The sequence below is a fragment of the Spirosoma pulveris genome (assembly GCF_054781875.1).
The window spans coordinates 1-15789 of the sequence record NZ_BAAGTO010000028.1; the positions used below are offsets into that span (position 1 = coordinate 1).

11 protein-coding genes are annotated in these 15789 nt (G+C 44.9%); 5 read left to right on the forward strand and 6 right to left on the reverse strand.

Going from position 1 to position 15789, the window contains the following annotated elements:
- Together ACYVJM_RS31375 and ACYVJM_RS31380 are read right to left on the reverse strand one after the other, a co-directional pair.
- A partial coding sequence (locus ACYVJM_RS31375; RefSeq protein WP_461152072.1) for a hypothetical protein occupies positions 1-191 on the reverse strand: 191 nt, incomplete at its 3' end.
- Between the two features lie 12 nt (positions 192-203).
- Positions 204-1325 (reverse strand): hypothetical protein, encoded by a 1122-nt coding sequence (locus ACYVJM_RS31380; protein ID WP_461152073.1) that lies wholly within the window; start codon positions 1323-1325, stop codon positions 204-206.
- A gap of 929 nt (positions 1326-2254) precedes the next feature.
- Between ACYVJM_RS31380 and ACYVJM_RS31385 the strand changes: the two genes are divergently transcribed.
- The 3 genes from ACYVJM_RS31385 to ACYVJM_RS31395 all read left to right on the forward strand — a co-directional run bounded on the left by ACYVJM_RS31385 (position 2255) and on the right by ACYVJM_RS31395 (position 10263).
- Positions 2255-5326: a SusC/RagA family TonB-linked outer membrane protein gene (locus ACYVJM_RS31385; RefSeq protein WP_461152074.1), complete on the forward strand. Its 3072-nt coding sequence runs from the start codon at positions 2255-2257 to the stop codon at positions 5324-5326.
- Positions 5327-5361: 35 nt separating this feature from the next.
- The gene (locus ACYVJM_RS31390) at positions 5362-6906 is read left to right on the forward strand and encodes a SusD/RagB family nutrient-binding outer membrane lipoprotein (protein ID WP_461152075.1); all 1545 of its coding nucleotides are present in this window, start codon (positions 5362-5364) and stop codon (positions 6904-6906) included.
- Positions 6907-7005: 99 nt separating this feature from the next.
- The gene (locus tag ACYVJM_RS31395) at positions 7006-10263 is read left to right on the forward strand and encodes a VCBS repeat-containing protein (RefSeq protein WP_461152076.1); all 3258 of its coding nucleotides are present in this window, start codon (positions 7006-7008) and stop codon (positions 10261-10263) included.
- A gap of 165 nt (positions 10264-10428) precedes the next feature.
- Here ACYVJM_RS31395 and ACYVJM_RS31400 read toward each other — a convergent pair whose 3' ends face one another.
- From ACYVJM_RS31400 to parS, 3 genes are all read right to left on the reverse strand, one after another.
- A complete protein-coding gene (locus ACYVJM_RS31400; protein WP_461152077.1) occupies positions 10429-10632 on the reverse strand; it encodes a hypothetical protein in 204 nt (67 codons plus the stop codon).
- 359 nt (positions 10633-10991) lie between these two features.
- The gene (locus tag ACYVJM_RS31405) at positions 10992-11483 is read right to left on the reverse strand and encodes an RES family NAD+ phosphorylase (protein ID WP_461127539.1); all 492 of its coding nucleotides are present in this window, start codon (positions 11481-11483) and stop codon (positions 10992-10994) included.
- A complete protein-coding gene (gene parS, locus ACYVJM_RS31410) occupies positions 11483-11908 on the reverse strand; it encodes a type II RES/Xre toxin-antitoxin system antitoxin (RefSeq protein WP_461152078.1) in 426 nt (141 codons plus the stop codon). Before parS ends, ACYVJM_RS31405 begins: the two co-directional genes overlap by 1 nt.
- Positions 11909-12214: 306 nt before the next feature.
- Here parS and ACYVJM_RS31415 point away from each other — a divergent pair, with 306 nt between their 5' ends.
- Both ACYVJM_RS31415 and ACYVJM_RS31420 read left to right on the forward strand, forming a co-directional pair.
- On the forward strand, positions 12215-12634 hold the full coding sequence (locus ACYVJM_RS31415) for a hypothetical protein (protein WP_461152079.1): 420 nt from the start codon (positions 12215-12217) through the stop codon (positions 12632-12634).
- A gap of 1020 nt (positions 12635-13654) precedes the next feature.
- On the forward strand, positions 13655-14455 hold the full coding sequence (locus ACYVJM_RS31420) for a hypothetical protein (protein WP_461152080.1): 801 nt from the start codon (positions 13655-13657) through the stop codon (positions 14453-14455).
- Positions 14456-14613: 158 nt separating this feature from the next.
- On the opposite strand, the gene ACYVJM_RS31425 is transcribed toward ACYVJM_RS31420, so the two are convergent.
- Positions 14614-15342, reverse strand: a complete 729-nt coding sequence (locus ACYVJM_RS31425) for a GIN domain-containing protein (protein WP_461152081.1) — start codon at positions 15340-15342, stop codon at positions 14614-14616.
- Positions 15343-15789 lie beyond the last annotated feature (447 nt).

The window sequence follows — 15789 nt, forward strand, 5'->3', positions numbered from 1 at the left end:
ACACTTTTCTGGGCTTTGGCGTGCTTTTTCTCAACTAAGCAGGGTAGACAATGGTAGAAAATCTCATTCGCCAATTCAGCCGCTGAAAAATCGATGTTGGAAGCAGAGTTGTGCAACAGCCACGAGCATTTCTTGAGAATAAGTAAAATCAATAGACCTGTAGTGATAACGTACGCGAATGAAGTTATCACAAGTGGTATACTCTAGCGGTGTATCCGGGATAATTGTATATCCAATGTATCACGCCCCAAAACACCTTGTAATCGCATGGCATCTGTTGTACGATTACTGACAACCGCACGCAGCGTATCACGGGAATAAAAAGCTACCTCTAGTCTATTTCGTAAACTATCGAATTCATAGCTACCTAATCGACCTTCCCAAGATTCAAATCGATAGGGGTTTGGGCTAAAAGCACAACCTGTTAATCCCGCAAAATAGATACGATTCCAAGCTCTGGAATCTGTCAGCCAAGCGGTTGAGGATTGCACCTGACCATTGCGAACAAGTTTCTCCACTTTCCAGCTACCTCTCAATACTTGATCATCTGGATGGGTGTCGATTAATAGTTTTAATGAAAAAAAAGCAATAGCAATCGGCAATACACGCAGACTATGCTTTAGCCAACTACGACCGGAAGAAATGGCAGGAAGCTGGTCAACTAAATCTAACAAGGCAATTTTAATTCTCTCTCTATTCAAAAAGAGGAAAAATGCCAGGGCCAGCGAATAAACAACTGAATTGAAAAAAGCGCCAACGGCAATTTTATAGAATAGGTTAATCAGAACAATGTTAACCATTACTGGTACCAGAATCAGTACGCCTAGTAAGGTTGTCTTACGGTAAAGAAGTAAGACAGATCCCCCTATTTGCAAAAGGCCAATAATAACCGCCAGTGGATAGGAATAACCATAATAGTACCAGGTCATGCTCATTCCACTTAATGAGCTTAGAGGGGTGTCTAAGAGGAAATCAGGCGTCTGAAACTGCGTTTTTAAAATTTTTGCAAACCCGTAACTGGAGATCGATAAGGCCAACCAGTAGCGAATAATACCTTGTAGCCAAGCATGATGTAAAGGACTGTTGATGGTGTTATTTTGTTCGCGTCGATGCCATATCCAGACATAAACTAAGCTACTAAGCAAGGCCGCTCCAACCATCCCCACTAATACATACATAAAGAACTGGCCGTATTTCTCAAGGAACGAGAAAGGCAAGAACTCCAAAGGGATCAACAGTAGATTTAGAAGAGCAGTAGTAGCTAATACAGATTCATAAAATTTAAAGAACCAGGAGCTTCGATGATATGACATGGCTTGTATCATAGCTGGACGGTAACCGGAACTAGGTACTAAGGAAAGGCTTTAAATTTACTGCCTACTCACAAGTCGTCCCGGTACCGCTTCTTTGATAAGCCTAAACGCGCAAAGCGTGTTCAGTTGTCTTGTATGTTATTAATTGGGGTGACATTCAATAACAAAATAATCGTTGATGCCCTTGCTGCTTGAATAATGAAAGGGCATCAACGATTATTCATCTCGGGTAGGAGGGTCTAAGGAGATGTCTTCTTGAAACCAGAGTTTTAGAAGATTGGCTTGTCTGGATATGATTTTAGAACTAATTGGGGTAGTTCTGCGGAAAAGTACATAATTCGTCGTTTGCGCCAGCAGTGTACAAAGTCGTCTCAAGAAAAGTAGCATTTTATGAGATAACAATTTTTTAATGACTGTCCAATTCTATCAGACGTATACGGTTTGCTACCAAATAAACTGGTCAACTAAGCCGAAATCGACAAGCGGCCCTTTTTAGGGATACCTCTTCCAAACTGGCCGGATTTATACGGTAGAAAATTAGGCCTAACCGGGCACAGTATGCATAGTCTCCTTTACTATGCACAATCCTATGCCCACTCAGTTAGAAATATTTATTAGTTCTATCTTCTTAATCGATTAAAAGTTTAAATTAAACGATTGGAACAGCTATTCTGTCGATTTATCAGGCTTAACTTGATATGGTTTATCTATTTTTAGCAGTCTGCAAATTGACAATGCATAAAGCAAACTGATATTATTGGTTTTTATCTGCATTGAGTTACTAGATCTGACCCTAAGATAGCATTCAGTGATTTCAGCAAATCCTCTAACAATAAATCTATTTATTGATAATAAAATGGCTTATGCCGAAAGCAAACAGGCCAGTTCAGTTTGAATTACTCAGTTGTTTAGTTTTTAATTTTTCTTTTAACCTGTATGTTATGAATAAAAACCTACTAAGTTTAAACATCCTTCTGATGTGCCTGATGACCTCGCTTGGCTTTGCCCAGAGTGTAGAGGTGAGAGGGCGCGTTACAGGCGAAGGAGGAGAACCCATCTACGGCGCCAACGTTGTATTAAAGGGCAGCCGGCAAGGGGTGGTCACTGACGAGAAGGGAGACTACCGTATTCAAGTCCCCAAAGGATCCACGCTGACGATTAGTTTTATCGGCTACACGGCCAAAGACGTACCGGTTGGCAACAACTCTACACTCAATGTATCGCTTGCCCCACAGTCATCGGTATTGAACGAAGTGGTGGTAACAGCCCTCGGTATCAAGAAAGAACGTAAATCATTGGGTTACTCGACTACTGAAATCAAAGGCGAGGAGCTAACGCAAGCCCGATCCGTCAACGTTGCTAATTCGCTGGTGGGTAAAGTAGCCGGCCTCAACATTACAAGTACAGCTACTGGCCAAAGCGGGTCGAGCCGGATTACGATTCGAGGTAACGGATCGATAGGTGGTAACAACCAACCGCTGATCGTGGTGGACGGTATCCCCATCAACAATGACAACTTGGGATCAGTCGGCATGTGGGGCGGTTCTGATAAAGGAGACGGTATTTCCAGTCTAAACCCTGATGAGATCGAGAGCATGAACGTACTGAAAGGCGCTACCGCAGCCGCCCTATACGGATCAAGGGCCTCAAATGGTGCTATTCTGGTCACGACAAAAGGCGGCAGGGTTAGTAAGGGTATTGGCGTTGAAGTCAATAGTAACTTTGTGGCTGAAGACTTGCTTATCAAACACTTTAAGGACTATCAGTACGAATATGGCGCAGGCAACAATGGGCAGAAACCCACCACGGCGCTGGAAGCAACAACCAGCAACAGTTGGGGCGGTAAACTAGACGGAACCAACGTTATGCAGTATGACGGCATAGCTCGCCCCTACGTCGCGCAGCGCGATAATCTGATCAACTTCTACAAAACCGGCAATACGTTTACAAACTCAGTAGCCTTGAGTGGCGCCAGTGAGAAGGTTACTTACCGGCTCTCCATGAATAATCTGGACAATCGCGGTATCATACCCAACAACACGTTGCATCGGAACAACTTTGCCCTTAATACAAATGCTACGTTAGGAAAAGATCTGATCGTAGTCGCGAATGTGAAGTATATTACCGAGCGTAACCATAATCGCCCCCGCCTGTCTGATTCGCCGGGAAACGCCAATTATACCCTCTTTACGATGCCGACCTCGCTGCCCGTTTCAACCATGCGGGACAACGTCTACGACGGTCAGGGGTACGAAAAAGTCTGGTCGGAAAATATTTACGTACAGAATCCTTATTTCGCGATCAATGATTACAAGCAGGATGACAAGAAAGACCGGGTCATTGCGGCCCTCGAACCGACTTATGCGGTCACGAGCTGGCTGTCATTGATGGCGCGTCTGGGCTTTGATACCTATACGTACCGGAACACAGAAATAACCCCCACTGGAACGGCCTATCAAACAAATGGGGGCTACAATACGAACCTGCGCAATTTCACCGAAAGCAACTACAGCTTAAACGCAACCATCAAGCATAGCCTTACCAATGACATTGGTTTCAATTTGCTGCTGGGTGGTAACCTGATGAAACAGGTGAACCGACTCGATAACTACAATGGGAATGGGTTCAATATTCCGTTCTTCTACGACATATCCAACATTAACCCGGATGCCCGTAGCATTACGTATAACTATATCGAAAAGCGGATCAACTCCGTTTATGCCTCAGCAGATCTGTCCTATAAGAATTTCCTGTTTGTGAATCTGGGCGGACGAAACGACTGGTTTTCAACTCTGGCTCCTGATAAGAACAGTATTTTTTACCCGTCAGTTGGGAGCAGCTTTGTGGTGACCGAAGCGTTTAAATTACCGGCCGCCATCAATTTTGCTAAGTTAAGAGGCTCCTGGGCCCAGGCCGGTGGCGATACGGATCCGTATAACCTATCGTTGTACTACAGCTTGACTGGTGCTCACTTGGGTCAGGCACTCGGGCAAATTAATGGAAGCCAAGTACCAAACTCGAACCTACGGCCCTTAACCTCATCTACATTTGAGATAGGACTTGAATCTCGCTTATTCAATAACCGATTTGGCATTGACTTTGCCGTCTACAGCCGGAACACAACCAACGATATCGTGGCGGCTTCCATCTCAGGGACATCGGGCTTTTCAACGGCTCTGTTCAATGTCGGGCAGATTACCAACAAGGGAATTGAATTATTACTTAATTACGATATTGTAAAAGGCCGTAACTTTACCTGGGACGCTTCTTTCAACTTCGCCTACAACAAAAACCGAGTTATATCCCTTTACGGTGACCTGCAGAATTTGCAGGTCGGTGATCCCGCTCGTTCGCAGGCCGCTTACGTCTTCCAAGAAATTGGTCAGCCCTTTAGCCTGATTAAGGGCTTTAACTACAAACGCGATGCGAGTGGCAACGTAGTGTATGACGCACAGGGCTTTCCATTAAAAACAGATCTGGTTTCGTATGGAACCGGGGTTTCGCCTATCACGCTCGGTTTTACGAATTCGTTCCGTTACAAAGGAATCGGTTTAAGCTTTTTGATCGATGGGAAATTTGGCGGGAAAATCTACTCGGGAACCAATGCCCTAGCTTATAGATATGGATTACATGCCGAAACATTACCCGGTCGCGAAACGGGCATAGTCGGAAAAGGCGTCAATGAAAAGGGGGAGCCAAATGCCGTAAACGTCCCGGCTCAGCAGTATTATCAGTATCTGTACAACTTTGCCGAACCGTTCGTTTACAGTTCTGATTTTCTGAAGCTGCGGCAAGTGATTATTGATTACACCATACCGGCCCGTTTGCTGACGAAACTGCCTATCAAAGGGGCATCGATCTCGATCGTCGGTCGTAATCTGGCTATCCTGATGAAGAAGGTTCCCAATATTGACCCGGAATCGACCTATAATAATACAAACGCACAGGGGCTGGAATTTGCTGGAGCGCCACCAACGCGCTCCATGGGGGTTAACCTTAATCTGAAATTCTAATCGTTCTGACGGTAACCTATCAACATTTGATCACAATGAATCGTAAGATATTGGCAATGCTTTCCCTGATCGTAGCGATGGGCGCTTGCACCAAGGATTTTGAAAAAATTAATGTCAACCCTAACACGCCCTCTTCGGTGCCACTGTCGTTCCTGCTGGGTCAGTCGGAGTTGATGATTGATGGGTCATCGCCAGACCCTGGCTATAAAACCTGGCGAGGGAATTTAATTTATGCCGGCCCGTTAGTGCAGCAACTGGCCTCGACGAATTCCTATTACACGGGCGATAAATACGTGTATAGCGTTGAGAACAATGGGGCTTATTTTGCCGATTCGTATGCCAATTCGGTGAAGAATCTGGTGAATTTGATTGCACTGGCGAAGAAAGACCCGGCGGATGTCAACATACTGTCGATTGCACGAATTCTGAAAGTGTTTCAGATGCATCTGCTGACCGATATGTATGGAGATGTACCGTATTCGGAAGCTGGTTTGGGGTACCTCAATCAAATCTTCAGTCCCAAATATGACCTTCAGAAGGATATTTATGCGGACATGTTAAAAGAGTTAGACGAAGCGGGTAAGGCATTAACAGCGTCGGCATCGGTGCCAACCAGTGCTGACTTTTCATACGGTGGTGACATAACCAAATGGAAGAAATTTGCCAATTCGTTGATGCTACGTCTAGCCATGCGGATGCAGAAAGTTGATCCGGTATCGGCGCAGGCCTGGGCCAAGAAAGCAGTTGATGGTGGCCTGATGACAACCAATGGCGATACGTATACCATTAAACATTCAGCGGGTCCAACCTACAGTATCAACCCGAATTCTTATAACCTCAGCATTTTCCCTTCGGGTGGTCGCAATATTTTAAACGAAGACGCGGTACTGTGGTCGAAAACGCTGATCGATCTGATGAAGGCGCGTAAGGATCCGCGGGTAAACGTCATCGCGGCTATTGCTGGTGGCGATATGGCGCCCAGCAAACAAAAGGGGTTGCCCAACGGGTATGATAACACGACGGGTACGCCCTTTAGTCTGGCGAGTGTAGGCGATCCGAATATAAAGAACTATTCGCGGCCTTCGCCCCTGATGATCAATGCTGATGACCCGAGTATCTATCTAACGTATGCCGAAACCCGTTTTCTACTGGCCGAAGCCATCGAACGCGGCTGGGCCACGGGCTCGGCAAAAGATGAATACGCTAAGGGACAAGCGGCTGCACTTTCGCAACTGGTGCTGTACGATCCATCGGCGGCCATTACTAACACCGCCGATTACGTAGCGGCTAATCCGTATCCTTCGGGTTCACTAGACGAAAAGCTGACGCAGATTCACTCGGAAATGTTTATCCTGACGGCGACGACGATGAACTTCTATGAAGGGTATTCGAACTGGCGCCGGACTGGATTACCTAAACTAACGCCCGTGAATTATCCCGGTAACTCGTCGGGCGGCCAGATTCCCCGTCGTATGCTCTATCCACCTGCCGAAGCGGCTGTGAACCCCAACTATACGCTTGCCAACGACCGGCAGGGTGGCAACTCCTTTAACTCCCGCGTCTGGTGGGATAAGCAATAATCAAATGCACCCCGTTTTGCGAAAAATGCCTTCTGTCTTGAAGGCATTTTTCGTAGTATATTAGTGGTCTGGACTACCGCCAATGATTGTAATTACCGTATGAAATTGTTCCGCTTTTTAGTGTTCGTGCCTTTTCTACTAGGCTGTAAAGGAAATTCAACAACATCGATCTTTACCCGGCTTTCGGCCACCGATACACATATCGAATTTACTAATACCATTCAGGAAACGGAAAAAGATAATGTATTGAACTACGAGTATTTTTATAATGGCGGGGGCGTAGCGGCAACAGACTTCAACAACGATGGCCTGATTGATTTATACTTTACCGCCAATCAGGGCGACGACAAACTTTATATAAATGAAGGGAAATTAGTCTTTAAGGACGTGACACGAGCGGCTGGTATCACTTGGCAGGGCGAGTGGAAAACCGGCGTCACGGTGGTTGACATCAACAACGATGGCTGGCAGGATATCTACGTCTCCGTGTCGGGCAATGTCGACCAGCCCGAGCTACGTCATCACAAACTTTACATTAACAATAAAAATTTAACCTTCACCGACCGGGCTGCCGACTATGGTCTGGACTTAACAACGTACGCCACTCAAGCCGTTTTTTTTGATTACGACCGGGATGGCGATCTGGACGTTTATCTGCTCAATCATAACGTAAAGGATTTTAAACGCTTCGACGCCGACGCTATTCACGCCATGCGGGATTCACTGGCGGGCCATCGCCTGATGCGGAACGATGGCCCTAACCGCAAATTTGTGGATGTAAGCGTGCAGGCGGGTATCAAAGGAAACCCAATTGGTTTCGGTTTGGGCATTCACACGGCCGATTTGAACGAGGATGGTTGGACGGATATCTATGTATCGAATGATTATCTGGAAGAGGATTACCTATACCTGAACAACCAAAACGGTACGTTTACCGACGTAATCAAAAAAGCCACAGGCCATGTCAGCTATTTTTCGATGGGCAACGATGTCGGCGACATCAACAATGATTTGCTACCCGACATCATCACGATGGACATGCTGCCCGAAGACAACAAGCGGCAGAAACTGCTCTTTGGACCCGATAAATACGAAGCATACTTGTCCATGTTACGGAACGGTTTTCATCCAGAAGTGATGCGAAATATGCTCCAACTTCACAGCGGAGTCGATTCAGTGGGTACGCCTATGTTTAGTGAAATTGGGCAACTGGCGGGTGTATCGAATACAGACTGGAGCTGGTCGCCTTTATTAGCCGATTACGATAACGATGGCTTTAAAGACCTCTTTGTGACCAATGGTTACCTGCGCGATTACACAAATAATGATTTTGTCAAGTATTACGCTGATCAGGGGCGACAGCAAAATCAGAGTGTCATGGAGATCATTCGGCATATGCCCTCTACAAAAATTCCAAATTACATCTTTCGGAATGAGCACAATCTAACCTTCTCCAACAAACAGACCGACTGGGGTTTTGATACGCCAGTCATCGCTAATGGAGCCGTTTACGCGGATCTGGACAACGACGGCGATCTGGAAATCGTAACGAACAACATCAACGAGAAGGCATTCGTATATCGGAACTTTACTACTGAGCATGCGGAGAACAATTTTATTCAACTCATTCTCGACCCGAAACAGGTGGCGCAATCGGCAACTGGAACTAAGGTATATGTATATAGTGGTGACTTAAAGCAATTTCAGCAGTACACCCCAACACACGGTTTTCAAAGCAGTATGCAAATTCCCATGCATTTTGGTTTAGGGAAACAGCCATCAATCGACAGTTTGCTTGTGATTTGGCCCAATGGAAATACCCAGAAACTGGTCAACGTAAAAGCTAACCAACGGTTAACCGTCCAGTATGTCCCAACTGCTTCGAGCTTTGATGCGCCTAAGTCAAATGTAGCCTCTCCATTGTTTATTGCCAGTAACACGTTGTTATTTGATCATAAGCAACCTCCCCTGAATGATTTTAGTCGCCAACTGCTACTGCCTCATATGTATTCCTATGTAGGCCCTCGTATTACGAAAGGCGACGTAAACAATGACGGCTTGGAGGATTTGTATATTGGTGGAGGGAAAGGACAGCCTGGCGCCTTATTTATTCAGCGAACAAGTGGTGATTTTAAGCAAACGAATCAGGTGGCATTTCAACAGGATGCACTAAGTACAGATACTGATGCGGCTTTTCTGGATGCCGACGCTGATGGCGATCTGGACTTGTACGTAACCAGTGGAGGGTATGAATATCTACCCAATGACCTGCTGCTGCAGAATCGGCTATACCTCAACGACGGTAAAGGCAATTTCACCAAAGATAGTAATCAACTGGAGCTTAATGATTACGGTGGCAATGCCGTCGAAGCGCTGGATTTTGACAACGACGGCGATCTGGATTTATTCGTCTGCGGATCGGTTATTCCTAACCAGTATCCACGGTATCAGCCAACCCGATTGTACCGGAATGATAAAGGAAAATTTGTCCTGGTCAAAAGTGAAGCATTGAATGCATTAGGCTTAATGACAGATGCTTGTGTCATTGATTTTAATAAGGATGGGTTCGACGACATTGTCGCGGTGGGCGAATGGACGACCATCATCCGCCTACAGAATGAACACGGGGTGTTTAAGCGGGTTCACGATGACCTCGACCAAACCACTGGCTTCTGGCAACGTATTGCCGCTGACGACTTCGATAAGGATGGGGACAAGGATCTGATCGTTGGTAACTACGGGTTGAACTGTCAGTTTAAAGCCTCAACGGATTTCCCATTAACCCTGGTAACAGACGATTTCGATGGGAATGGAAGCATCGATCCCATTGTCTCCTACTATGTTCAAGGTACTAACTATCCTGCCTATAGCCGGGATGAGTTGCTGGATCAACTGGCCCCCTTACGAAAAACATACACTTCTTACGCTATTTATTCGGACGCCACTATGGACGACGTACTAAACCAGTTTAAAGGGAAAACTCCACAAAACTCATCGATCACTGACTTATCCACGCTTTATTTAGTGAATAACAAGGGTCATTTTAAAATACATTCTCTGCCGGTTGAGGCTCAGTTTTCGCCGGTCTACGCAATTCTGACGCAGGACCTGAACCATGACGGCTTTGTCGATATTCTACTGGCTGGCAATCAGACGCATGGCCGAGTCAGAACGGGAAACCTTGATGCTAGTTACGGTCAGGTTTTACTGAATGATCGCCGGGGGAATTTCGCGTACATTCCTCAATATAAATCCGGGCTTTACCTAAAAGGCGATGTTCGTTCCTTAACTTTTATCAACAACCAGTTGATTATAGGTATCAATAATCAACTGGCAAAGACTTATAAATTGCAGTAAAAGCTATTCGTAAGACTAAAAATTGGTCCATATCTGCATCATAATTTTGGTTCGTCCGTATTGCTAACCGAGTGTACTCTAGACGTAAGTTCAGATTTCTTTTACAAATTATCCGCGCGTTGAGCAGGACAGTCTTCCCATCATTTTGAAGCTTTGTAATCTGCGTCAAAAAAACGACGGAATGTCGTAATGGGACTGTATCAATTTGTCATCGTCGAACGTGGTCAGCTCGTCTACAAGCCGAATTTCACTACTTGGGCAAGCCAAAGAGTCTGGAAAAATGATCTTGTCCGATTCAGTTTTCTTCATCGTCTGTTTCGCTTCTTCCGTGCCGAAATCATGGAAGCGGGATGAGCTTGGGGTAGACATGATTTTGGACTTCGTCCAAATTGATTAATAATCTTTCTAACGGACATTTTTTTGTACATGTAAAAAGGGACTGCTCCTGCGCGCATAATCCAGCCAATGCCGACTACATTGTAAGAGCAGTTATTTGTATCTGACGTAGTGCTGGTAATCGCATTAGCATCGGGTTTGTCTTTGAGCGGAATCTGAAATTCAACAATACTATAATTCAAACAAAGCTAGGCATATGTAAGTCATCTCTCTCTATTTTCCTTTCGTTAATTCATGATATGTTGATCTGATTTATCATCTCATAATACGCCCATTTAAAGCGACAGTTACCACCAGTCTCTAAAATGGTATTACCAAAAATGCCCTGTTATCTAGGCTAAACCCGCCGTTGGTAAACGTGGATCAATCGGGTAAGGCTGAATCGAGAGGACGCGGCACTCGCTACGTTGAGCATGTAAGGGATCTAACAATATATTCCGAGAAGGTGAAAGGGGAACAACAGCTGAAGGTAAGGCCAAACATAAGCACTTATGGCGCTCGAACTGCTGGTCAGCAAAAAGTGGTAAGCCTACCGGGGTAGCATAGGGGTCATCCCAGCCAAGAGGCAGTTCTTCCACGCTAACAAAGCTTATGGAGTGGTCGGGTACGGCAAGTTCACATAGAATCAACGGAGGCAGGTCCGCTAAAGGCGTTCCATCCAGATGCACCATGTACTCCAGAAAACATAGCTCAGGGGTGGTGGCCATGTAGACCATAGGCCGTCCCTTAGCATTCCAGCGCCCACCCCGTAGCTTAGCACCTATGCCCTCCAAAATGCTGTCACGATGCGCGTCGGTTTGGATACGATACAGAGTAATGGCCATTAGCTGAAGACCCCGTATTCAATCCGCCCCAGGATGTCTTCGATTAACTGGACACCGGTGGGACTATCCAGCAGATCTAAGGGAGACCGTTCCCCCAACAGCCGTAATGGTCGACGCAGCCAGCGATTGAACTTGCCTTGGTCCTGAAAAACGGTTGTTCCATAGCCAGCTAATCGCCCTAGTAGCAGCAGCTTTTCGGAGGTGGCGGCATCGAGTCGCCCAACCTTAGCGTGTCGGTGGAAGGTAGCTGTCGATTGATTAAGCAGCCGAGCCATCTCCTTATCGGTAACCCCCAGTAGTCCGGCAATTCGTCCGGCCTCGGTGCCCAACAGCCCTTGGCGGGAGCGGTCAATGAGTTGAAGAGCGGTCAGGGGCTGAGAAGAGGGGTTCTGTTCACTGATGTAAGCAGTCGCTTGCGTTGCCATATTGTGCCATCGAAGAAGGTGAGTAGTCTCATTTGATAGCAATATAACTATCTTTTGACACTTACAGTTCATTCATGAACTACAAGTGTCAAAAGCTGGTAAGCAACATGACTAGAAAAGATAGCTTTAATTTGAAAAGCGTGGTAGTTCAGCGGAAAAGGACAGGGACACCTGAGCGATAAATCTGTCATTTACCTGAAGTAGTATAAATAGCCGTCTCGCAATGGAGCGATTTGTGAGAATATAGCTTTTTATGGACTGGTAAGTAGTTTAGTAACTGTAAAACTTAATCAGTCGCATACGGGTATGAAGATATTAGTAATAGTGCTGACTCTATTTGTATCGTTTGTTCACCAGACAGATGGGCAAAGCCAACCAACCGCCAAAATTTATTTTTACTGCTTGCCAGCTAATTCCTTAACGATTACCCAAGCCCCTGATAAAAAAATAAAAATTGGCAAATGCACCTTGCTGGAAACAACTGTCGACAGTATAGGTATTGAGCTGACCAAAGGGAAACTAATTTATCTGCATTTTGAATTAGGCAAGAGCTATTACTTTCTGCGCGTTCTTAGCAGTGTAAATAATATACAGGCAAGAGGTACTTTAGTTCCTTCGACAGAGGAGGCCTTTTGGCTTAATGCTTATTTTTCAGATATGGGTACTTATAGACATTACTTTTTAGATATGAAATCGGGGCTACAGCTGATTGAAGAAAAAAATTAGATTAGTAGATAACATAATACCAATGGCTGCTGCAAAAGTCAGCAGGCCACTCTTTAAGCTTCGTTGATCCGGACTTTTTAGCCATCTTGTGGCAGGTAGTTGACGGGTAAGCCTGGTTATCCGGCATCCACCCAGACTTTTGTGACTGCTGTGGCGGACCGTAGCCACGTAGATTATACAATAACCTGAGGAATGGAAAAACAAAGCGATATGGTTGATAACCTTAAAATTAGGTTCCAGCGTCATACTGAAGGGGCACTAACTCAACACCAGTCTAGATTCTGGATCATATTTTGGACGATAGCATTATTTAGCGCGATCCTATATTACTTCACCTTCGACCCTATTGCTTCTCATCTCGGTAAGGATGGCCGATTACTGCTGTCAGTGGTGTATTTAGAGTTGCCCTTATTAGCACTACGTAATCTTCATCCACAAGCCCTTATACTTCTAGGAATCAGTCTATTGACCGTACTATGGTAAGACAACTTAACGTAACGTTTACTTATATAACAGTAATCATGTCGAAACTTCCCTACGCAAAGTATGCATTCAGTTTTTGGGTAGTAGCTACAATACTGGCCCTGGTAGCCAAGTTTATCACCGCGAACGTGCTCGTTTTGATTCCCTTGTCATTAGGTTTGTATTGGATTTTTGTACGAAGCTTTGCCAAAATAAAGGGCCTACAATAAGCGCGGTGTATTGGTTTATTCTCTTTACATAATTGCAGTGGCTGTTGCAAAAGACTTATGAATAAACGCGCGTTAACTGTCTTGTTTGAACAGCAACAGATTCCAAAGGATATATATAGCCTAGCGGGAGGCTTACCCAACGAAGCTTACTGTCTACAGCAAACCAGTGAGGGCTGGGAAGTCTATTACAGTGAACGAGGCATAAAGTCTGGCTTAGCCTTCTTCCCAGACGAAGAAACGGCCTGCTTTTATCTATACCACTTAATTCTTTCTGAGGTCAAGAAGTATGAATAATAGAGTTTTGCAACAGCCACTGCACTTATATAACATGAAAAGCTATGGATTCATCGTAGCATGTATTGCTCTAGCAAGTCTAAAAGGGATAGCTCAATCCTTCGAAGCTATTAGTGTAAAGCCTAGTCATACAGAAACCTATTTCCAGAGAATTGACTACTATAGCGCTCATCAGCGACATTTCGTTTTGACTACTTTTCTTAAGGATAGTACGCTTTATCGAATTGATAACTATGAGCTACTTAATCAGTTGCAGGTTCATGGTTCCTCGCCTGACACGCTAAATATCTCCGTTCGAGAAGGTCCTACTCGAATCTTTTATCCTGGGGAAAGGCCTTATTTAACTTGTGGCTATAAACAAGGATCGCTTAATGGACTACTGCTGCTTTTTTACCCAGATGGGTTAGTCAAACGGCGCGAGTTGTATAAACTGGGACGGCTAAAGAAAAGCGATTGCTATACTCCTAAAGGCGAGCGTTATCCTTGTTCTCCACTCTATCAACCGTCTCAATGGAACGGAGACCCTAAAAATCTACAGGTTTATCTGGTTGATAACCTACAACCCTTCATGGAAAAAGAGCAGCTCGGAGACTTACATTTAATCTTCTGGATTAGCGATTTAGGGCAAGTTAGTAAGGTTAGTGTAACGTCAAATTCTGGACCCACTGATCCAACCGTTTATACCCCTATCCAAACAATCGTGGAATCAATGCCCAATTGGGTACTTAATCAGTTTAATTGGAAGCCAGCCCTAATGGACAGCGTTGCTATCCCTGAGCAGAAACATGTTTACCTAACTCGTCGGCAAGGAGTGGTATCCGTGAAGATGCCCTAGACTTGGCAATATATAAAAACTGCAATAAATGATTGATTCCGATTAATGTACTTTTCCTGGACCAGTTGTATAACTCCGATTACGTAAATAAACTATTTCAAGAAAAAGAGGGATATGGTTTTAGCACCACACCCCTCTTTTGTGCAAAAGTTATTGCATCACTTTCTTTTTATTCCTTCTATTACAGATATGTCCGAGGTTTGAGAAGCTAAGGCAGGGCTGCCAAAATACTGAAGTTTGCTACTCCCCTTTACTGAAGCGGTTAACGTTTTATCTACCGATAGGAAGGCTTGGCATCCACCGGTTAAGACGGCCGTGCATTGAGCTGTTTTCAATTCATCCCCCGTTAATTTACTACCACCTGATAAAGCCAAAGTAGCAGCTTTGGCTTGACCCGTCAAGTGGGCTCTTGATCCCCCCTGTAGACTCAAATTTAATGCATTCACATCAAGCGTTGAGGTAAGTTGGCCACCGGATCGTAGCTCACAGGTTAGTGAGCCAGCAGCTAGGTCTTTTTGAGAGTTTAACGAAGCGCCAAGATCAACTTTTATGGCATCCAACTTACCGACCCCCAGCTTTACTTTAATTGGTAGAATATCGACCAAAGGTTGCCCTTGAAGTGTTGTAACGACTAATGTATCCCCGATTAGCTGAGTCGTTATAAAGGGCATTATACTGCTCTCTGCTTCAATTTGAATGATACCTGGTAACTCGTCAGTAATTTGGGTTTGAATCCCCATGCTGACATGCAACTTACTAAACGGGTTCACTTTACGTTCTTGATTTTCGAGAAGCCGGTTGCCTCTGATTTCAGAAGTTGTTCCTTGAGCCCACAACGAACCCGTTATGAAGAGAGCTCCAGCTAGGCAAGCAAAGTAGTTTTTCATCGGAGTAGGAATTAAGAAGTGAACGTCAAGGTACGCAATCTATAGCGCTTCATCACTCCGTTGTTGTATAAGTGGCATTAGATTAGTCTGAAGTCTTTCTACGCCACTTTTGGAACAGCCGAAGAGACATAATTCCGATTGAAACAGCGACTAAGGCGCCCAACAGAAACCAGCCGTAGTCGTCTGCACTTCTATTCATTAGCATAATCCCCATTTGTAAGCAAACAAGGCATGATGCAATGAAGAAGAGACTACATAAAAGTATAAAGGCTTTTGCCATCCTATGTTGTTGTATAATTTGAATTATGTCTACCTAAGAGTGTATGTCGTCAAATGAAAGTGGACAGATGCGGGTGAAAAGAGAAGAGATACTTTTAAGCACTTTGAACTCGCTGAAAAATATGACTTTTCCGCCGTTGGGCCATCGTTAGCTGCTTGATTTTTTGC